Here is a 23,911-nt window from a genome sequence, read left to right as displayed (position 1 = left end):
TCGATTTCTTCCAGTTCGATGCGAAAGCCGCGCACCTTCACCTGGTGATCGCGCCGCCCGATAAATTCCAGGTTGCCGTCCGCCTGCCAGCGCGCCAGGTCCCCGGTTTTGTAGACCCGGCCTCGATGTGGATCGAACGGGTGCGGCACAAAGTGCGCTGCGGTTAACTCGGGGTCGTCGAGGTAGCCCAAGCCCACGCCGGCGCCGCCCAGATAGAGTTCACCGACCACACCCGGCGGCACCGGCGCACCCCGACCGTCCAGAACATAAACTTCTGTATTGGCCAGCGGCCGGCCGTTGGGCAGGTAAGCCTGGGTTGTGTCGGTGGATACTGAAGACTTTCTACCTAGGGCTGAAGGCTCTCTACCTAAGGCTGAAGGCTCTCTACCTAAGGCTGAAGGCTCTTTACCTAAAGCTGAAGGCTCTTTACCTAAAGCTGAAGGCTCATCACCTGAAGCTGAAGGCTCATCACCTGAAGCTGAAGGCTCCTTATCATCGGCGTGATAAACCAGCGACGTGCAGCCGGTCTCGGTCAGACCGAAGACATTGACTACCGGAATCCCAAACCCCTGCCACTGCTCGTACACCGATACCGGCACCCGGTCACTACCCAACAGCAGGCAACGCAGGGCCGGCGGCGGTCGCAGCCCCTGCTGCTGCAAATACTGCACCCAATGCACCCAGTAACCGGCCATTAACTCACACACCGTGGTCGCCGTGCGAGTCAACAGCGCCTGCAACTGCTCACAGCCCAGCAATCCCTCTTCGTCGCGCAGCACCACAGTCGCGCCGGCAAACCAGGCCGGGTACAACTCTTCGATCACCACATCGAAACCCAAGGCGGCGAACTGCAAGACCCGGTCCGCGGGCGTCAGCGCCAGTTCCAGCGCCATGGCCTGCATATTGTTGACAACGCCGGCGTGACTATTGAGAGCGCCTTTGGGCGTACCGGTGGAACCGGAGGTGAAAAACGCAAACGCCGGCGCGCGGGTATCCAGTGTTACATCCAGATTATCAACCGGCTGCCGGGCCAGATCGGTTTGTACATCGACAGCGTCTAAGTGCAAAAGATTGCCTGCATACCGGGCTGGTGCCAAACTCCGGCAAGTCATCAAGGTGTGCAGCCGCGCCCGCTCGCCGATTTGTTGCAGGCGTGCCGCGGGATGATCCGGGTCCAATACCACATAGACACCACCCGCTTTTAAAACGCCCAGCATCGCCACGGCAAAGTTCAGTGAACGCGGCAACAATAACCCCACCCGATCGCCGGGGGCGACACCTCGCGCATGCAGATAGCGGGCCAGTTGATTCGCCTGAGCGTTAAGGGCGCCGTAACTCAGATGCGCCTCACCGTGTTCGACAGCGCGGGCAGCGGGATCGCGCAGCACCTGCGCTTCGAAAACCTGGTGAATCAGGGCGGGTGCAATAGCTGCCGTATCACTGTCACTGAACCCGCGCAGCACTTGCTCGCGCTCAGCCGACGGCAGGATTTCGAGTTCCGCCATGGGGCGGTGCGGCGCCTGTTGGAGAGCTTCGACAATGCCTTCCAGCGCGCAATGCATATAAGCGATAATGCGCTGCGGGTCCAACGCCTGCTCAACCTGGGCCACCAGGCCAAAACCGTCGGCACCAAAGTCATCGACCGACAAATCAAACGGGTAGTTGCCCCGCTCATGCCCCGACAGGATATCGATTTCCGAATCCTCTTCATCGGTGTCGCCACCACCGTGGTGTTCCGAGTGCCTGAAGTTAATCAACGCGCTGAACAACGGCATATCACCGCTCAGACCGCTGAAGCTCTGCGCCACATTCAACGACACCTGCTCGTGCTTCAATAACGCCATCAACTCGTTATGCGTAAATTCGAGACACGCCTTTATTGAACCCGCCAGTGACAGGCGAATGGGCAAGGTATTTATAAACAGACCCATAGTGCGATCCGCGCCCTGAGTACCTTGCAGGCGGCCGGACAGCACGGTGCCGAAAACCACGTCTTCGCGATCACTGCAGCGGCCCACCACCAGCGCCCAGGCCAGATGGAAAAAACTGGCGGGAATAACACCCAGCGCTGTTGTCAAATCACGCAGTTGCTGCGACAGGTCCGGTCGCAACCGGGACTTCGCCTCGCGAATGCGGCCGCCGTCTAAATGCACATCACTCAAACCATAGGGCAGTGTCGGCTCGTCGACCGAGTGCAGACGGTTGTGAAAATAGGTCTCCGATTCCCGGTTCTTCGCGGCAGCCAGGGTTTGTGCGATAAATTCACGATAGGGTATCGGTGGCGGCAAATCCGGTTTATCGGCTTTACTAAAGGCTTCCAGCTCTTCGAGCAGTATTTCTAATCCGATGTCGTCATTGATAATATGGTGTTCGTTAATAACGACAAAGTATTTTTCAGAATGGGGATCGGCGGCAACCTCCGCCTGTAACAACGGCGCCCGGCCGAGGTCCATCCACAGGTTGCCGGGCGCGATATACTGCTCCAACTGTGCCCGCACATCGACGCCGGCATCCAGTGGAATATCGTTGACCGGCATCTTTGCCGCGCGCAGCACCACTTGCACCGGCTGCGGCAAGCCGTCCCAAAATACAGCGGTTCGCAAGACATCGTGGCGGGCGATAACGGCGTTGAATGCAGTTAACAGCCGCTCCAGTGCCGCGCGGTTATCGAGCACCAGCAGCGTCGGCGTCACATAAGTATCACCACTGGCCGGCTCGCTTAAGCGGTGATGGAACAAAATACCTTCCTGCAGCGGGCCGAGCGGATAAATATCCTGAATATTGCCGGCGCCGCCGGGCACCTGCGCGGCAATATGATCGATCTCTTCCTGCTCCAGCGCCACCAGCGGCAACAGCTCGGGCGTGATCCGCCGGCAATCCGGCGCAATCAGGTTCGGCGGGGCCCGGAACTGTGGCTGCGCTTGTGTTTCAAGCACGGCCGCCAACGCCTGTAACGTGGGCTGGTCGAACACCGCCCGCACTTGCGCGTGCAGGCCCTGCGACTGCAGGCGCGCGATCAGCTGAATCACCAGCAGCGAGTGGCCACCGAGGCGGAAAAAATTATCCCGCCGTCCGACCCGCTCCACGCCCAGCAGCGCTTGCCAAATTTCTGCCAGCGCGGTTTCGATGTCCCCTTCCGGCGCCTCATAAACCGCGGCCAGGGCACTCAGGTCCGGCGCCGGCAGCGCCTGTCGGTCCACCTTGCCACTGACTGTTAGCGGCAGCGCCGCTTGAACCATAATCGCCGCCGGCAACATATACGCCGGTAGTCGTTGCGATAGATTGTGCCGCACCGCCTCAGTATCCAGTTCAATCCCATCGGCTGGACTGACCCAGGCGATCAAATGGCTCTGCGCCGTAGCGGCATCGCCGCCGCCTTCCTGTTCATACAATACAACGGCGGCCTCGCCCACCGCGGCGTCAAGTAACAACTGTGCTTCGATTTCCTCCAATTCAATGCGGAAGCCGCGCACCTTCACCTGGTGATCGCGCCGCCCGATAAATTCCAGATTGCCGTCCGCCCGCCAGCGTGCCAGATCGCCGGTTTTGTAAACCTGGCCTCCATCTTGATGAAACGGGTGCGGGATAAAGTGCGCCGCGGTTAACTCGGGCTCGTCGAGGTACCCCAGGCCCACGCCGGCGCCACCCAGGTAGAGTTCACCGACCACACCCGGCGCCACCGGGGCACGCCGCGCGTCCAGGACATAGACTTCCGTGTTGACCAGCGGTCGGCCATTGGGCAAGTAAGCCTTTACTGCGCCAGTGGTTACGGAAGGCTCCCCACCTAAAGCTGAAGGCTCTTTACCCGGGGCTGAAGGCTCTCTACCCAGAGCTGAAGGCTCTCTACCCAGAGCTGAAGGCTCTTTACCCGGGGCTGAAGGCTCTTTACCCAGAGCTGAAGGCTCTTTACCCAGGGCTGAAGGCTCCTTACCACTCGCGTGATAAACCAGCGATGTACAGCCGGTCTCGGTCAGACCAAAAACATTGACCACGGGAATATCAAATGCCTGCCACTGTTCATACACCGATACCGGTACCCGGTCACTGCCCAACAGCAAGCAACGCAAGCTCGACGGCGGGCGCTGCTTTTGCTGCTGTAAATACTGTACCCAGTGCGTCCAGTAACCGGCCATCAGTTCACACACCGTGACCGCCGTGCGAGCCAACAAGGTCTGCAACTGCTCACAGCCCAACAATCCTTCTTCATCGCGCAACACCACCGTCGCACCGGCAAACCAGGCCGGGTACAACTCTTCGATCACCACATCGAAGCCCAGCGCGGCAAACTGCAAGACGCGGTCTGCGGGTGTTAGTGAAAGTGCCTGCGCCATGGCCTGCATATTATTGACAACGCCGGCATGACTGTTGAGGGCGCCCTTGGGCGTGCCGGTGGAACCGGAAGTGAAAAATGCGAAGGCCGGTGCACGGGTATCCAGCGTTACATCCAGATTATCCACCGGCTGTCCGGCCAGATCGGTTTGCACAGCGACAGCGTCTAACAGCAGCAGGTTGTCCGCATACCAGGCCGGTGCCAAACGCCGGCAAGTCATCAAGGTATGCAGTCGCGCCCGCTCGCCAATTTGTTGCAGCCGTGTCGCGGGATGTTCCGGGTCCAGCACTATATAGACACCGCCCGCTTTTAACACCCCCAACATCGCCACGGCAAAGTCCAGTGAACGCGGCAACAACAACCCCACCCGGTCGCCGGGGGTGACCCCTTGCGCGCGTAGATGGTGGGCCAACTGATTCGCCCGGGCGTTGAGAGCACCGTAACTGAGATGTGCTTCACCGTGTTCGACAGCGCGGGCGCCAGGATCGCGCAACACCTGCGCTTCAAACACCTGGTGAATCAGGGCGGGAGCAACAGCCGGCGCATCGCTGTGGTTGAACGTCTGCAGCACCTGCTCGCGCGTCGCCGGCGGCAGGATATCGAGTTCCGCCATAGGGCGCTGCGGAGCCTGGTCCAGCGCCTCGACAAGACCCGCCAGTGCGCAGTGCATATAGGTGGCAATACACTGCGGGTCCAACGACGCCTCCACCTGCACCACCAGCCGGAAACCCGTCGCACCGAAATCATCCACGGATAGATCGAAGGGATAGTTGCCCCGTTCATGGGCGATCAACCCCTCGATACCCGATGTATCGGTACTGTCGTCCCGCTCGGTAAGTTCCGAATATCTGTAGTTGATCAGCGCGCTGAATAAAGGCGTGTCCGCGGCCAGACCACTGCAGGCCTGGGCGGTATTGAGCGACGCCTGTTCATGCTCCAGCAATGCCACCAGTTCGCGGTAGGTAAACTCCAGACAACTCTCGACGGAACCCTTAAGCGGCAGCCGCAGCGGCAAGGTGTTGATAAACAGGCCGAGCATCCGTTCGGCACCCTGAGTCCCCTGCAAACGCCCGGATAAAACCGTGCCGAAAACAACGTCGTCGCGACCACTGCAACGCCCCACCACCAGCGCCCAGGCCAGGTGGAAAATACTCGCCACACTCACCCCCAGGCGCCGGCTCAACGGCCGCACCAGGTCCGCCAGTGCCGGCTCGACCGTCAACCGGGCCTCGCGAATCCGGTCGGCGCGCACCTGAATATCCTGTATGCCGAAGGGGAGTGTCGGCTCTTGCATATCACCGAGGCGGACACGGAAGTACTGCTGCGTTGCCTCGCTCTGCGCCAGCGCCAGGGCGTGGGCCACAAACTCGCGATAGGGCACCGGCGGCGGCAATTGCGGGTTATCCGAACGGAGACAGGTATTCAGTTCCTCAACCAGGATTTCCAGGCCGATATGGTCATTGATAAGGTGATGCTCGCAGAGAAGGATAAAATATTTTTCCGAGCGAGGATCGGCAGCAACGTCCACCTGCAACAGCGGCGCCTGCTGCAGCGCCATCCACAGCCGGCCCGGCGCAATGCGCGCTTCCAACTGTTGCTGCCCGTCGACGGCGGCATCCAATTCGAGCTCCCGCACCTGCAACCGCGCCTCGCGCAGCACTACCTGCACCGGCTGCGACAACCCCTCCCAAAACACGCCGGTGCGCAAGACATCGTGGCGCGCCACCAGCTTATTTAACGCCGCCAGAAAGCGATCCAGGTGCCCCTTGCTGTCCGCGGCCAGCAGGATCGGCGTGATATAGGCATCGCCCTGCTCGGGTGTCGCCAGCATATGGTGAAATAGAATACCGGCCTGTAATGGCGCCAGCGGATAGATATCCTGGATATTGCCGGCGCCGCCGGGCACCTGCGCGGCAATATGATCGATCTCTTCCTGCTTTAGCGCCACCAACGGCAACAGCTCGGGCGTGATCCGCCGGCAATCCGGCGCAATCAGGTTCGGCGGTGCCCGAAACTGTGGCCGCCCTTGCGTTTCAATCACGGCCGCCAACGCCTGTAACGTGGGCTGGTCGAACACCGCCCGCACTTCCGCGTGCAGGCCCTGCGACTGCAGGCGCGCGATCAGTTGAATCACCAACAGCGAGTGGCCGCCGAGACGGAAAAAATTATCCCGCCGTCCAACCCGCTCTACGCCCAGCAGCGCTTGCCAAATTTCCGCCAGCGCGGTTTCGATGTCCCCTTCCGGCGCCTCATAAACCGCGGCCAGGGCACTCAGGTCCGGCGCCGGCAGCGCCTGTCGGTCCACCTTGCCACTGACCGTCAGCGGCAGCGCCGCTTGAACCATAATCGCTGCCGGCAACATATACGCTGGAAGTCGTTGCGATAGATTGTGCCGCACCGCTTCGGTATCCAATTCGGTTCCATCGGCTGGACTGACCCAGGCAATCAAATGGCTCTGGGCCGTAGCGGTATCGTCGCTGCCTTCCTGTTCGTACAATACAACGGCGGCCTCACCCACCGCGGCGTCAAGTAACAACTGCGCTTCGATTTCTTCCAGTTCGATGCGAAAGCCGCGCACCTTCACCTGATGATCGCGCCGCCCGATAAATTCCAGATTGCCGTCCGCCCGCCAGCGCGCCAGATCGCCGGTTTTGTAGACCTGACCGCCACCTTGATGAAACGGGTGCGGGATAAAGTGCGCCGCGGTTAGTTCGGGCTCATCGAGGTACCCCAGGCCCACGCCGGCGCCGCCCAGGTAAAGTTCACCGACCACATCCGGCGCCACCGGGGCGCCCCGAGCGTCCAAAACATAGACTTCCGTATTGGCCAGCGGCCGGCCGTTGGGCAGGTAGGCTTGTGTTGGGTCGGTCGACGCCGGGGACTCTTTATTCTCAGCGTGATAAACGAGTGACGTACAACCCGTTTCCGTCAGGCCGAAAACATTGACTACCGGAATCCCAAACGCCTGCCACTGTTGATATATCGACACCGGGACCCGGTCACTACCCAACAGCAAGCAGCGTAAGCTCGACGGCGGTCGCAGCTTTTGCTGCTGTAAATACTGCACCCAATGCGTCCAGTAACCGGCCATCAATTCGCACACAGTGACCGTCGTTCGCGTCAACAAGGCCTGCAACTGCGCGCAGCCCAACAGTCCTTCTTCATCGCGCAACACGACCGTCGCACCGGCAAACCAGGCCGGATACAACTCTTCGATCACCACATCGAAGCCCAGCGCGGCGAACTGCAAGACCCGGTCCGCGGGCGTGAGCGCAAGCTCTTGCGCCATGGCCTGCATATTATTGACAACGCCGGCATGGCTGTTGAGGGCGCCTTTGGGCGTGCCGGTGGAACCGGAGGTGAAAAACGCAAACGCCGGTGCACGGGTATCCAGTGTTACATCCAGATTATCGACCGGCTGCCGGGCCAGATCAGTTTGCGTATCGACAACGTCTAACTGCAGCAAGTTGTCCGCATACCAGGCCGGTGCCAAACCCCGGCAAGTGATCAAGGTGTGCAGTCGCGCCCGCTCCCCAATTTGTTGCAGCCGTGTGGCGGGATGTTCCGGGTCCAGCACTATATAGACACCGCCCGCTTTTAACACCCCCAACATCGCCACGGCAAAGTCCAGTGAACGTGGCAACAACAACCCCACCCGGTCGCCGGGGGTGACACCCTGCGCGCGTAAATAGTGGGCCAACTGATTCGCCCGGGCGTTGAGAGCACCGTAACTGAGATGTGCTTCACCGTGTTCGACAGCGCGGGCATCGGGATCGCGCAACACCTGTGCTTCGAATACCTGGTGAATCAGGGCGGGGGCAGTGGCCGGCGCCTCGCGGTGACCGAATGTCTGCAGCACCTGCTCGCGCGTCGCCGGCGGCAGGATATCGAGTTCCGCCATAGGGCGCTGCGGCGCCTGGTCCAGCGCCTCGACAAGACCCGCCAGTGCGCAGTGCATATAGGTGGCAATACACTGCGGGTCCAACGACGCCTCCACCTGCACCACCAGTCTAAAGCCCGCCGCGCCGAAATCGTCCACCGACAGATCGAACGGGTAATTGCCGCGCTCTTGGGCAACCAGCACGTTAATACCGGACTGTTCATGCGGTGACGAAGGCTCTTGAATTCGCGCCGGCGTTCCGCCATCCGAGGTCGCGGACTCTCCCGCTGCTTCCAGCGGTTCTGCGGAGCCCGAATAGCGGTAATTGATCAGGGCGCTAAACAAAGGCGCGTCACCGGTTAAACCACTGCAGGCCTGCGCCCGATTCAGCGCTGTCTGCTCATGGCTCAACAGGGCCACCAACTCGTTGTAGGTAAAATCGAGGCAGCTTTTCACAGAACCCGTCAAGGGCAACCGCAACGGCAGCGTGTTGATAAACAAACCCAACATCCGCTCGGCACCCCGGGTACCCTGCAGGCGCCCGGACAGCACAGTGCCAAACACCACATCGTCACGGCCGCTGCAGCGCCCCACCACCAAACCCCAAGCCAGGTGAAACACACTCGCCGCACTCACGCCCAATTGCAGGCTCAAGCGACGAATGGCTGTCGCCAGCGTCCGGTCGACCTCTAACTCGCTCTCGCGAATACGGCTGCCGTCCACCTGGATATCCGCTATCCCGAACGGCAGCGTCGGTTCCTCCAGATCACCCAGGCGGGTGCGAAAGTACTGTTCGGTATTCTCGCTCTGCGCCAGTGCCAGGGTGTGAGCCACAAATTCACGATAGGGAACCGGCGGCGGCAGATCGGGGCGGTCTTGTTCCAGATAAGCATCCAGCTCTTCGACCAGGACCTCGAGGCCGATATGGTCGTTGATAATATGGTGCTGATAAACAATAACGAAGTAGCCGGCAGAATCGGGATCGGACGCAAACTCCACCTGCAACAACTGCGCGCGGTTGAGGTCCATCCACAGTTTTTCAGGCACCATACGCGCTTCGAGTTGCGCTTGAGCGCAACGGCCGGGGTCCAGTGTGATTTCGGTAACGGCCAGCTCGGCCCGGCGCTGCACGACCTGCACCGCCCGCGGTAACCCCTCCCAGAACACCGCCGAGCGCAGCACATCGTGACGGGCAATCACGGCGCGCAGGGCATCCAGAAATCGCTGCAACCGGGCGCTGCTGTCCACCGACAGCAGTATCGGAATAATATAAGTGTCGCCGCGAGACCGGTCGTTGAGCAGGTGGTGAAACAGGATGCCCTCCTGCAGCGGTGCGAGCGGATAGATATCCTGAATATTGGCGGCACCACCGGGAACCCGGCTGACAATACGATCGATCTGCGCCTGCTCCAGCTGCACCAGGGGCAACAACGCCGGCGTAATGGCAGTACAATCCGCTGCCAACAGATTCGGGGGCGCTTGAAAGCGGGCGCGACTCTGTACCCGAATCTCCCGCGCCAGGTCTTGCAGCCTGGGGGCGGTAAATACCGTGCGAACATCGGTATTCAAGCCCCGCGCCTGCAGTCGGGCTATTAATTGTATAACCAGTAGCGAGTGTCCGCCGAGGGCAAAAAAACTGTCCTGCCGGCCCGCTTTTGGCACCGCCAACAGCGTCTGCCAGACATCTGCCAGGATACTCTCGGTCACACCAACCGGCGGTTCATACTCACACTCGCCGCCCAGACTGTCGGCGGACAACGCCGGCAAAGCGTTGCGGTCGACCTTGCCACTTGGCGTCAGCGGCAGGGTATCGAGTTCTATAAACGCCGCCGGCAGCATATGTTCAGGCAGGCGACCCTGCAGATGATCCCGCAGCGCCTGCGGGTCGAGCTGCGCTTGCGCCGCCGCCGTGACATAGGCCACCAAACGTCCTTCCAGAGCCGCACCTTGCTGCACGACAACAACGGCGTCGCGCACGCTCGCATGATCGCTGAGCTGCGTCTCGATCTCACCCAACTCAATCCTGAAACCGCGCAGTTTCACCTGGTGGTCAATGCGACCGATATACTCCAGGGTGCCATCGGGCCAACGGCGCACCCAGTCGCCGCTGCGGTATAAGCGAGCGTCCGGATCGCTACTGAAAGGATCGGCGATAAATTTTTCCGCGGTCAATTGCGGGCGTCGCAGATACCCGCGCGCGAGGCCGATACCACCGATCAACAACTCGCCCGCCACGCCCAGCGGCACCGGCGACAAGTGTTTATCGACAACGTGTAAGCAAGTATTCTGTATCGGTTTGCCGATCGGCACCCGGGGGTTTTGATCCCCCGGCCTGCAGACCCAGGAGGTCACATCGATGGTGGCCTCGGTGGGACCGTACAAATTATGCAATTCACTGCCCGGGGTTGCGGCAAAGAAACGATCCTGCAGGGATTTCTCCAGCGTTTCACCACCGCAGAATACCTTTTTAAGCGTCCTGCACTCGTGCCAGCCTTCTGTTTCAAGCAGCACCCGCAACATCGGGGGAATAAAGTGCAGTACCGTAATTTCCCGGCGCCGGATAATATCAATCAGATAGGCGCTGTCTCTATGTCCTTCCGGCCGGGCAATCACCAGTTGACAGCCCTGCCCCAGGGACCAGAAGAACTCCCAGACGGAAACGTCAAAACTGAACGGGGTTTTTTGCAGGACCTTATCCTGCGGCGTCAAAGCGTAAGTTTTTTGGGCCCAGTCCAGGCGGTTGACCAGCGCCCGGTGTTCGACCATTACCCCCTTGGGCCGTCCGGTAGAGCCCGACGTATACAGCACATAGACGAGGTGATCCGGTCGCAATCCCAACTCGCCCGGCACCGGGTTGTCGTCGCAATAAGTCGCCAAACGGCGTTGCAGCACTGCGTCATCGAGACAGACCGCCTGCGCCGGCGCCAGCGGCAGTGCCGGCAGCACGTGTCGCTGCGCCAGCACCAGTTCACAGCCGGCGTCTTCGAATTGGTAACGCAAGCGCGCTTCGGGATGGGTCGGATCGAAGGGTACATAAGCGCCGCCGGCTTTGACAATACCGAGCAGCGCGATCACCAGGTCGAGGGAGCGCTGCATACAGATGCCCACTAAGGTGTCCGGTCCAACGCCCCGTTCGATCAGATAGTGGGCCAACTGATTCGCCCTGCTGTTCAATGCGGCGTAAGTCAGCGACTCGTCTTCGAAAACCAGTGCGATACTCTCCGGATGTTCCGCAACGCGGGACTCAAACCATTGATGTACCAGGGTCGACGCGGGATACGGCGCCGCCGTGCGGTTAAACTCGAACAGCAAACAATCGCGTTCGGCCGGCGACAGTAGCTGCAGGCGGTGCAGCGGCTCAGTCACCCGGGCAACCAGTGCGGCAACGATGCGGGAGAAGTAAGTCACCCAGCGTTCAACCGTGGCGCGCTCAAACAGATCAGCCGCGTATTTCAGGCTGCCGGTTATGCCACCGGCGTGATGCCCCAGCGAGAGGCTGAGATCGAATTTGGCAACGGTGCCACCGGCATCCATCGGCTCCAATTGCAGGCCCGGCAGTTCGAGTCCGTTGGCGGAGTCGTGATCGAGATCAAACAATACCTGGAACAACGGGCTGTGACTCAGGCTGCGGGCCGGTTGCAGCACCTCCACCACCCGCTCAAAAGGAATATCCTGATGGGCGTAGCCCGCCAGGCTCAGCGCCTTGACCCGGGCCAGCAACTCGCGCGCACTGGGATCGCCGCTCAAATCGATGCGCAGCGCCAGGGTGTTGACGAAAAAACCGATCAACCCCTCCAACTCGCGCCGCTGGCGATTGGCCACCGGCGTGCCCACCACGATCTGGTCCTGGCTGCTCAGGCGCGCGAGCAGTATCACCCAGGCTGTGAGCAACACCATATGCAAAGTCATCCCTTCGGCGCTGGCCAGGGCGCTGACCTTCTCGCTCAATGCTTTACCCAGGCAAATGTCGACACTGTCGCCCCGGTAACTCTGCAGCGCGGGGCGGGGTCGATCGGTGGGCAGCGCCAGCAGTGGGGGCGCGTCCTGCAGGTGCGAGCGCCAGTAGGATTCCTGGCGCTCCAGTGCCGCGCCGCTCAAGTGGCGCTGCTGCCAGGCCGCGTAGTCGCTATACTGCAGCGTCAGCGGCGCTAGCGGATTCGGTTTCGCTTCACGGTAAGCCCGGTAGAGTGTATTGATCTCTCCCACCAGCACGCCCATCGACCAGGCATCGGACACGATATGATGCATGGTGACCAGCAATACGTGCTCGTCTTGCGCCAGTCGCAACAGGCGGCCGCGAAACAGGGGGCCCTCGGCCAGGTCAAAAGGTGCGGCAGATTCCTCTGCCGCTTCGCGCGCGACAGCCCGCTGTTGTGCCCCGGCTTCCAGCCTACTCAAATCTTTGTGCACCAGCGTAAAATCAGCGCCCGGCAGAATCTCCTGGCAGGGTTCGCCGTGCCGTTGCGGAAACACCGTGCGCAGCACTTCATGGCGGGACACGACGGTCGCCAGCGACCGCTCCAGGGCAGTCACCGACAGCGGCCCGCGCAACTTCAGCGCCGCCGGTATATGGTAGGCGCTATTGGCCTCCTCCAACTGCGCCAGAAACCACATGCGCTGCTGGGCCCACGACAGCGGTAAGGCACCCGTGCGGTCGACCGGCACCAGGGGCTGGTCAAGCGCAGCGCGGGCGGAGTTTAGCGCACCGGCCAGTTCATCCAGGCGGGCGTGTTCAAACAGTTTGCGCAGGCTGAGTTCGAGGCCGAGACGCTCGCGCACGCTGGCGATCAGACTGATCGCCAATAGTGAATGTCCGCCCAGATCGAAAAAATTATCCAGGCGCCCCACCCGCTCGACACCCAGAAGCTGTTGCCATATCTCTGCCAGGATCTCTTCCATCGCACCGGCGGGCGCTGCAAAACCAAGGGTTTTTAGGGGAGAGCCTTCAGCGTTTAAAACTGAGCCTTCAGCGTTTAAAACTGAGCCTTCAGCAGTTGAAATCAAGACTTCAACATTTGCAGGTAAAACTTTAGCGTTTTGAGAAAAACATTCAGCGCCTGCAGAGGGACTTTCAATATTTGACGAAGAGTCGCCGGTTCCTGAACAGGAGTCGCCAGTCTGAGAAGGAGAGCCGTCAGCTTGAGAAGGAGAGCCGTCAGCTTGAGAAGGAGAGCCGTCAGCTTGAGAAGCAGAGCCGTCAGCTTGAGAAGCAGAGCCGTCAGCTTGAGAAGCAGAGCCGTCAGCTTGAGAAGCAGAGCCGTCAGCTTGGGAAGAAGAGCCCTCCCAACCGAGCGCTTCAAGCGCCGGCAACGCCTTGCGGTCCACCTTGCCGTTAGCGGTCAGCGGCAAGGCCTCCATCACCACAAACACGGCGGGGATCATATAATCCGGCAAACGGCTTTTCAGGTAATCCCGCAGCATCTGCGCGGACAGATCGTCCTCGCCCGACCTGGTTACATAAGCCAGCAATTGCGGGTTGGCTGCAACAGCATTCGCATCCCCGTGTCGGGGTTGATGCAATACCACGACCGCCGCTTCGAGAGCCGGGTGGGCGGCAAGCTGGACTTCGATCTCGCTCAGTTCAATGCGAAAGCCGCGCAACTTGATCTGGTGATCGCGCCGGCCCAGAAACACCAGTCTGCCGTCCGGCAACCAGCGCGCCAGGTCGCCCGTTTTGTAAAGGCGACTGCCGGGATCGTCGCTGAACGGGTTGTCGATAAATTTCTCCGCCGTCAGCGCCGGCGCATTCAGATAGCCCCGCGCCAGGCCCGCACCACCGAGCCACAACTCCCCTTTGACACCCCGGGGCACCAGTTGTCCCCGGTCGTTTACCAGATAGACCGCCGTATCGGCGATCGGCCGGCCGATAGTGGCCACACCGCCGCGCTCCCGCAACGCAAACGTCGAGTAGGTGGTATCTTCTGAAGGGCCGTACAGGTCGTAAACTCTTTCCACCCCCGCCGCGTAAAGCCGGTCCGCCAGGGCGGCGCTTAAAGGTTCACCGGCCAGGTTGACCGTGGTGACCGTCGGCGCCAGGCCAACAGTATCGAGCAAGGCCTGGATGCCGGAAGGCACAGTGTTGATCAGGGTGATCGGTTCGTCCGGCAGCGCTTCGCTGAGCGCTAAAATCGATTCGACCAGCACCGCCTGGCCGCCCGCGCTGAGCGGGGCAAAGAGTTCGAACACCGACAAATCGAAACAGACCGAGGTGGAGGCCAGCACACAGCGCAGCTGATCGGCACTGTACTGCGCCAGGCTCCAGCGCAGGAGCGCCAGCGCGTTGCGATGTTCGATCATCACCCCTTTGGGTTTACCGGTGGAGCCCGAGGTATAAATCACATAGGCGAGATGCCCGGCCTGTAAACCCTGCTGTCGGGTATCAGGATTAGCAGCGGCGCAGTCGCGCAACTGTTGCCGTAGATCAGCGTCGTCCAGACACAGCGCCCGCTCGGGTGGAATCGATACGGTCTCCAGCAGCGCCCGTTCGGTGATAACCAGGGTGAGCTGCGCGTCTTCCAGTTGGTAGGCGATGCGGGCCGGCGGATAAGTGGGATCGAGCGGCACATAGGCGCCGCCCGCTTTGAGAATACCCAGTATCCCGATCACCATCTCCAGTGAGCGCGGCATGCACACGCCCACCCGCGTATCGGGTTTGACACCCCGTGCCATCAGGTAGTGAGCCAGGCGATTGGCGCGGCGGTTCAAGTCGTCATAACACAGCGACCGACCGGCGCAGCTCAATGCCACCGCGCCCGGCTGTCGTTCGGCCTGCGCTTCGAACAGGCTGTGAATACCGGCCGGTGTGTCGGCAGCCGGCAGCGGCGAAGAGGCTTCGGCCGGGCGGTTAAAATCGACACTCAACAGGCGACGCTCGGCGGGCGGCAATATATCGATAGTGTGGACGGATGCCTGCGGTGCCGATTCCAAAGCCCGCACCAGACTTTCCAGAGTCTGCTGGACGTAAGCGATCATTTGCGCCGGATCAATGGATGCCTCAGTTTGCAGAACCAGGGCGAAGCCCGCGTTACCCAGGTCGTCAACTGACAGGGTGAGGGGGTAGTTGGTCCGTTCGTAACCTCCTATATCGTGAAAAAAGTTTTCCTGAGTACGATGTCGTGCCGCAGTCTGCTCACTGTCACCGGCTGGGCGTTCTTTATCACTATCTTCATCCCCCTGCGCATAACGATAATTCAACAAGCTGGTAAACAGCGGCACTTCACCGGGCAACGCAGCACAGGATTGTGCGACCGCCAGCGATACCTGTTCATAGTTCAGTAGCTCCACCAGTTCCCGATGGGTAAAGACCAGACAGTCTTGCACCGAACCCGACAACGGCAAACGCACCGGCAGCGTATTGATAAACAACCCCATGGTATCCTGCGCGCCGGCGGTGCCTTGCAAACGGCCGGACAGCACGGTGCCGAACACCACATCGTCGCGCCCGCTGCAATGCCCTATGACCAGGGCCCAGGCCAGGTGAAACAGGCTCGCCGCACTCACCTCAAGACGCCGGGTGGCGGCGCGGATACGCTCGGCCAGGGCCGCATCCAACGGCCGGCTCTGCTCGCCGATAGCGCTGCCCTGCATATGGGCGTCACGCAAATCAAACGGCAGGGTCGGCTCGTCGACATCGCCAAGACGGGCGCGGAAGTAATCTCGCGCCGCCGTCCCGGCATTGATGGCGAGGCTGTGGGCGACAAACTCCCGGTAGGGAACCGGTGCGGGTTTAGAGCCAAGCGCAGGCGTGTCCGCTTCGAGGTAGGCCTCTATCTCCTTGGTCAGGACTGCCAGACCGATATGGTCGTTGATGATATGGTGCTGGCAGATAATCAGGTAATAGCGTTCCGATAGCGGATCGGCGGCAATTTCCACCTGCAACAAAGGCGCCCGGGTCAAATCCATCCAAAGATTTTCCGGCGCGATACGCGCCTCGAGTTGGGCCCGAATATCGATGCTACTGTCTAACTGCAGCTCCCGGGGCACCAGTTCGACACTGCGCTGCACTACCTGTACCGCCTGGGGTAAACCCTGCCACAACACCGCTGTGCGCAGCACATCGTGCCGCGCGATCACTGCGCGCAGTGCCGCTAAAAAACGCTCCAGCTGTAGTTTCGTATCCACCGCCAGCAGCACCGGTATGATGTAGGTATCACCGCGTGACTGTTCACTGAACATATGGTGAAACAGAATACCTTGCTGCAACGACGCCAGCGGGTAGATATCCTGAATATTGGCGGCACCGCCGGGAATGCGCTGCACGATCCGGTCAATCTGCGCCGCATCCAGGTCGACCAGCGGCAACAGCGCCGGCGTAATCGCGGTGCAGTCCGGGGCGATAAGATTGGGCGGCGCTTTAAACTGCTCGCGCTGTCGCTGCCGGATCGCCGCCGCCAATGCGGCCAAACGCGGCGCGGCATAGACGCTGGCGACATCAATGTTGAGGCCCTGCGCCTGCAGGCGCGCAATAAGCTGTACGACTAACAGCGATTGCCCGCCCAGTTCGAAAAAGCTGTCGCCGCGACCCACGCGCTCAATCTGCAGCAGGTCTTGCCAGATAGCCGCCAGAGTCGTTTCGGTGTCCCCGCGCGGAGCAATAAATTCGGTACCTTCCAATGCGGTTGTAGCGGGCGCCGGCAGTGCCTTGCGGTCGACTTTACCGTTGGCCGTCAGCGGCAAGGCCTCCATCACCACAAACACGGCGGGGATCATATAATCCGGCAGTTGTGCCTGCAGGTGGTCGCGCAGCTCGTCGATCGATATTTGCATCTGGTCTGCGGGCGTCACATAGGCGACCAGGCACTGCGCATCCGCCGCTCCCCGAGCCAGCACCACCACGCCATCGCGAACCGCCGGATGACCGACCAGGTGCGCGTCGATTTCACTTAACTCGATGCGAAAGCCGCGCAGCTTGATCTGGTGATCGCCCCGGCCCAGAAACACCAGTCTGCCGTCCGGCAACCAGCGCGCCAGGTCGCCCGTTTTGTAAAGGCGACTGCCGGGATCGTCGCTGAACGGGTTGTCGATAAATTTCTCCGCCGTCAGCGCCGGCGCATTCAGATAGCCCCGCGCCAGGCCCGCACCACCGAGCCACAACTCCCCTTTGACACCCCGGGGCACCAGTTGTCCCCGGTCGTTTACCAGATAGACCGCCGTATCGGCGATCGGCCGGCCGATAGTGGCCACACCGCCGCGCTCCCGCAACGCAAACGTCGAGTAGGTGGTATCTTCTGAAGGGCCGTACAGGTCGTAAACTCTTTCCACCCCCGCCGCGTAAAGCCGGTCCGCCAGGGCGGCGCTTAAAGGTTCACCGGCCAGGTTGACCGTGGTGACCGTCGGCGCCAGGCCAACAGTATCGAGCAAGGCCTGGATGCCGGAAGGCACAGTGTTGATCAGGGTGATCGGTTCGTCCGGCAGCGCTTCGCTGAGCGCTAAAATCGATTCGACCAGCACCGCCTGGCCGCCCGCGCTGAGCGGGGCAAAGAGTTCGAACACCGACAAATCGAAACAGACCGAGGTGGAGGCCAGCACACAGCGCAGCTGATCGGCACTGTACTGCGCCAGGCTCCAGCGCAGGAGCGCCAGCGCGTTGCGATGTTCGATCATCACCCCTTTGGGTTTACCGGTGGAGCCCGAGGTATAAATCACATAGGCGAGATGCCCGGCCTGTAAACCCTGCTGTCGGGTATCAGGATTAGCAGCGGCGCAGTCGCGCAACTGTTGCCGTAGATCAGCGTCGTCCAGACACAGCGCCCGCTCGGGTGGAATCGATACGGTCTCCAGCAGCGCCCGTTCGGTGATAACCAGGGTGAGCTGCGCGTCTTCCAGTTGGTAGGCGATGCGGGCCGGCGGATAAGTGGGATCGAGCGGCACATAGGCGCCGCCCGCTTTGAGAATACCCAGTATCCCGATCACCATCTCCAGTGAGCGCGGCATGCACACGCCCACCCGCGTATCGGGTTTGACACCCCGTGCCATCAGGTAGTGAGCCAGGCGATTGGCGCGGCGGTTCAAGTCGTCATAACACAGCGACCGACCGGCGCAGCTCAATGCCACCGCGCCCGGCTGTCGTTCGGCCTGCGCTTCGAACAGGCTGTGAATACCGACCGGTGTGTCGGCAGCCGGCAGCGGCGAAGAGGCTTCGGCCGGGCGGTTAAAGTCGACACTCAGCAGGCGACGCTCAGCGGCCGGCAGTATCTCGATCGTCTGTATCGGCCGTTGCGGCGCCGACTCCAGCGCGACGACCAGTTCATCGGCAACCTGTTGCACATAAGCGGTAATCTGTTGCGGATCGATAGAGGACTCGGTCAGCACAATCATTTGAAAGCCGGCCTCACCCATATCGTCCACCGACATGGTCAGCGGATAGTTGGTGCGTTCGTAACCGCCGAGTTCATCGATCACCACATTCTGAAAGCTTTCCCTTTCGGATTCCGAATAACGATAGTTCAACAGACTGGTAAACAGGGGCATATCGCCGGGCAAGGCGGTGTAGGACTGGGCTTTTGCCAGGGATGCCTGCTCGTAGTTCAACAATTCCACCAGTTCCCGATGGGTGGATTGCAGGCAGGCCTGTACCGAACCCGCCAGCGACAGGCGGATCGGCAGGGTATTGACAAACAGGCCCATGGTGCTGCCCGCGCCGGCGGTACCCTGCAGGCGGCCCAGCAACACGGTACCGAACACGACATCGTCCCGCCCGCTGCAGGCACCGACCACTGTGGCCCATACCAGGTGAAACAGGCTGGCCGGTGTCGCACCCAGTTGTCGGGTGACGGTGCGGATGCGGGCGGCCAGGTCCGTATCCAGCCGCAGGCTCGCCTCGCTGATCTGTTTGCCCTGCAGATGCGCATTGCGCAAATCAAACGGCAGCGTCGGCTCATCGATATCCCCCAGGCGGGAACGGAAGTACGCCTGCGCGGCGGTACTGGCGTTGATGGTGAGTGCATGGGCGACAAACTCACGGTAGGGAACCGGGGTCGGCAGCTCGGGCGTATCCGTCTCGAGATAAGCGCCCAACTCATCGATAAACACCTCCAGCCCCACATGATCATTGGTGATATGGTGCAGATAGATAATGAGAAAATATTTGTCCGAGGCGGGGTCGGCCGCGGTCTCTATCCGCAGCAGCGGCGCCCGGGCCAGGTCCATCCACAGGTTTTCCGGCGCTATGCGCGCCTCCAGTTGCGCCTGGATGTCGCCGCCGGCGTCGAGGTCAATCGTCGTGACCGACAGTGTGGCGGTGCGCTGAACCACCTGCACCGCCTGTGGCAAACCCTCCCAGAAAATCGCCGTGCGCAATACATCGTGGCGGGCGACAATGGCCCGCACGGCATTGAGGAAGCTGTCGCGTTGGGCGCGGTTGTCCACCGTCAACAGCGTCGGCAGGATATACGTGTCGCCTTTGGCCGGCGCACTGAGCATATGATGAAACAGTATGCCCTCCTGCAACGGCGCCAGCGGATAGATATCCTGAATATTGGCGGCGCCGCCCGGTATCTGCGCCGCAATGGCATCGATCTGGGCCTGCTCCAGCTTCACCAGCGGCAACAGTGCCGGCGTGATCGCCGTGCAGCCCGGGGCAATCAGGTTCGGCGGCGCTTTAAACTGTGTGCGCCGCTGCTCCCTGATCGCCTGCGCCAAATCCAGCAGGCGCGGCGCGGCAAATACGGTGGCGACATCGGTGTTCAATGCCGCGGCTTGTAATTGCGCGATCAGTTGCATCACCAGCAGGGAGTGGCCGCCCAGATCAAAAAAACTGTCGTGCCGGCCAACCCGCTCAACCTGTAACAACGTCTGCCAAATATCGGCCAGCGTCTTTTCAATAGCGCCGATGGGCGCCTCGTAATCCCGATTGGCCAGATCGGCGCCGGCCGGCGCCGGCAAGGCGCGGCGATCTATTTTACCGCTGGGGGTCAACGGCAATGCGTCCAGCACGACAAAGGCGGCGGGCACCATATACTCCGGCAGGTCGCGGCGCAGGTACTCCCGCAGGCTCTCCGCCGTTAGGGTTTCTGCGACGCACTGCACGATATAGGCGACCAGTTGCCCGCGCCCTGTGCCTGTGTCCAAAACCACTGCCGCCTCACTCAGGGAGGGGTGGCCGGTGAGCCTGGCCTCGATCTCGCCCAACTCGATGCGAAAGCCCCGCAGTTTCACCTGCTGGTCCACCCGGCCGAGAAATTCCAACTCGCCCTGTGCCGTCCAGCGCACCCGATCGCCGGTGCGGTACAGTCGCTCGCTGCCCCCGGCGTCAAACGGATTGCGAATAAACTTGGCCGCCGTCAGTTCGGGGCGATTTAAATAGCCCCGCGCCAGACCTGCACCGCCGATCAGCAATTCTCCGGCAACACCTTGCGGTACCAGGCGCAGGCGCTTTCTAACCGTACCTTCGCACGCAGCGCCGGCGACACTCTCAACTGCGTTTTCAATAACGTTTTCAGCAATGTTTTTAACAGTGTTTCCAACTACGTTTTCACCCGTGTTTTCAACCACATCCTCAGCAAGGTCTTCAAAAACGTCTTCAAAAACGTCTTCAACAACGTCTTCAACAACACCTTCAAAAACGTCTTCAACAACGTCTTCAACAACGTCTTCAACAACGTCTTCAACAACGTAGTACTGCACGTTTTGCAGCGGCTTGCCGATCGTCAGGCGTTCGCTGCTCTCGGTAAACGTCATCATGCTCGAACACACAGTCGCTTCCGAGGGCCCATAGCCGTTGACAAACATACGGCCCTCTCGCCACTGCCGGGCCAGCGCCGGCGGGCAGCTCTCCCCCGCCACTACCAATACCCGTACCGATTGCCAGTTCGCTCGCTCAAGGTGTGCCAGTAGCGACGGCGGCAAGGTGGCGTGGGTGACTCCCGCAGCAACTACTAATTCTGTCAGCTGTTGCGGATCTTTTTGCACCGCTGCACTCGGTATCACCAGGCGGGCGCCGTGGCACAGGCTCATGCTCCACTCCCACACCGAGGCGTCAAACGCCGCCGAGGCAAATTGCAACACCCGGCTGTCGGGCTCGACCCGCAGCTCGCGCTGTTGCGCCAGTGACAGGTTTACCAAGCCCCGGTGAGTCAGCAGACTGCCCTTGGGTTGACCGGTGGTGCCGGAGGTGTAGATCACGTAGGCCAGGTGACTGGCGGTGAGGTCGGTCGCCGACGGCGGCGGATTGTCCGCAGGGTAAGCCGCCAGCGTCTGCTGTAGCTGCGGGTCGTCCAGACACAGCGCTGTCGCGGCCGGCAGGCGCGCGGCTAACTCGCCCTGCGTCAGCACCAGTGCCAGTCCCGCATCGTCGATCTGGTAACGGAGACGGGCGTCCGGGTAGCCGGGGTCGAGAGGCACGTAGGCGCCGCCGGCCTTTAAAATGGCCAGCACACCGACCAGCATGTCGAGACCCCGTTCTACACATAACCCCACCAGGGTATCCGGTGTTACACCTTGGGCTATCAGGTAGTGCGCCAGGCGGTTGGCCCGCGCATTCAACTCGCTGTAACTCAACGCCTGATCCTGATACACCAGGGCGGTGGCCGTCGGTGTCGCGGCAACGTGTGTTTCAAATAGCTGGTGGATCAGGCTGTCTTGCGGATAGGCCACCGCGGTGCGGTTGAAGTCGACCACCAGGCGCTGCCGCTCCGCCGCCGGCAACAGGTCGATAGCCTGCAAGGACTGCTGCGGTGCGCTCTCCAACGCCACCACCACGCCTTGCAGGACTTGCTGCACGTAAGCTGCAACCGTTTCCGGCGCCACCGACATCTCGACCTGCACCACCAGATCAAAGCCGAGTCTGCCCATATCGTCGACGGAGAGCGTCAGGGGATAGGTCGTGCGCTCGTAACCCCCCACTTCCCGCAGCGATACCGGTTCGGCGATACTGGCGCTGGGAGACCTCTGTTGGACTGGGGCTCCCTGCCCGATTGCAGGCTCTTGTTCAGATAAAGACTCCCGTTGTGCTGCAGGCTTTTGTTGCGCTGAAGGCTCTTGTTCCGCTGAAGGCTCTTGTTGCGCTGAAGGCTCTTGTTCCGCTGAAGGCTCTTGTTGCGCTGAAGGCTCTTGTTCCGCTGAGGGCTCTTGTTGCGCTGAAGGCTCTTGTTGCGCTGAAGGCTCTTGTTCCGCTGAGGGCTCTTGTTCCGCTGAGGGCTTTTGTTCCGCTGAGGGCTCTTGTTGCGCTGAAGGCTCTTGTTGCGCTGAGGGCTCTTGTTGCGCTGAAGGCTCTTGTTCCGCTGAAGGCTCTTGCTCAACCGCGGGCTCCGAATAACGATAATTCAGCAAGCTGGTAAACAAAGGGACCTCACCCCCGAGACCACTGCAGGATTGCACCCTGGCCGGCGCCGCCTGTTCGTAATTCAACAGTTCCACCAACTCCCGGTGAGCCGCCGCCAGACCGGCTTGTACCGAACCCGTAACAGACAGACGAATCGGCAGGGTATTGAGAAACAAACCCGGCGTTCTGTTCGCACCTGCGGTGCCCTGCAGGCGACCGGACAACACCGTGCCAAAAACCACATCATCGCGCCCGCTGCAACGCCCGAGCACCAGCGCCCATACCAGGTGAAACAGGCTCGCCGGACTCACTTCCGATTGCCGCGCCAACCGGCGTATCCGCGCCGACCACTGCGTGTCAAGCCGCAGTGTCGCCTCGCCGATACGACTGCCCTCGACGTTTACATCGCTCAAACCGAACGGCAGAGTCGGCTCGTCAACAGTCTGCAAACGGGAACGGAAATACATCTCCACCGCGTCGTCATCATTGAGCGCCAGGGTATGGGCGACAAACTCCCGATAAGGCACCGGGTCGGCAAGAGCGGGGCTGTCGGTCCGGAGATAGGCGCCCAGTTCTTCGATTAAAATTTCCAGACCGATATGGTCGTTGATGATATGGTGCTGGTACACGATCAGGAAATACTGATCCGATTCGGGGTCGGCGGCGGTTTCCACTCGCAGCAGCGGCGCTTGTGTCAAATCCATCCACAGGTTTTGCGGGGCGATTCTCGCCTCCAACTGCATCCGGGCGGCGACACCGGGCTCGAGCGTCAACTCGGCGACCGGCAGCTCGGCGCGCCGCAATACCACCTGTACGGCCTGGGGCAGGTCCTGCCACAACACCGCCGTGCGCAACACATCGTGGCGCGCAATCACCGCGCGCAGGGCGTCGAGAAACCTTTCCAACTGCATGCGGTTATCCACCGCCAGCACGGTGGGCACAATATAGCTGTCACCGCGCGCCGCTTCGCGCAGCATATGGTGAAACAAAATACCCTGCTGTAGCGGCGCCAGTGGGTAGATATCCTGAATATTGCCGGCGCCACCCGGCACCAGACCGGCAATTCGATCGATCTGTGCCTGGGTGAGTTCCACCAGCGGCAAGAGCCCGGGGGTAATCTCGGTACAGTGCGCCGGAATCAAATTCGGCGGCGCCTTGAACTGTATTCGCCGCTGCTCGCCGATGGCCTGCGCCAGGTCTTGCAGTCTCGGCAGGGTATACACCGTGTGCACGTCCGTCTGCAGCGCCTGTTCCTGCAGGCGTGCAATCAACTGAATAACCAGCAGCGAGTGCCCGCCCAGTTGGTAGAAGTTATCGCGCCGGCCGACCCGCGCCACACCCAGCAACGCCTGCCAGATATCCGCCAGCACCTGCTCTATCTCGCCCACCGGCGCTTCATAAGTTTCCGCCTGCAACGCGTGCGCATCCGGGTCCGGCAAGG

The 23,911-nt window shown here is 61.1% G+C and carries 1 protein-coding gene (cut by a window edge); it reads right to left on the bottom strand.

The genetic code is table 11. The features are described 5' to 3' along the window. Positions 1–23,909, bottom strand: partial view of a non-ribosomal peptide synthase/polyketide synthase gene (locus FKG94_RS04745; protein WP_281284211.1) — the 5' portion only. It extends 12,388 nt beyond the left edge of the window; the window shows 23,909 of its 36,297 coding nt (coding positions 1–23,909); the start codon lies at positions 23,907–23,909; the stop codon falls past the left edge of the window. Positions 23,910–23,911: the final 2 nt, after the last annotated feature.

The sequence above is a fragment of the Exilibacterium tricleocarpae genome (assembly GCF_007004655.1).
GTDB lineage: Bacteria > Pseudomonadota > Gammaproteobacteria > Pseudomonadales > Cellvibrionaceae > Exilibacterium > Exilibacterium tricleocarpae.
The sequence above is the reverse complement of the archived record's forward strand: the minus strand, read 5'-3'. Positions and strand labels throughout refer to the sequence as shown.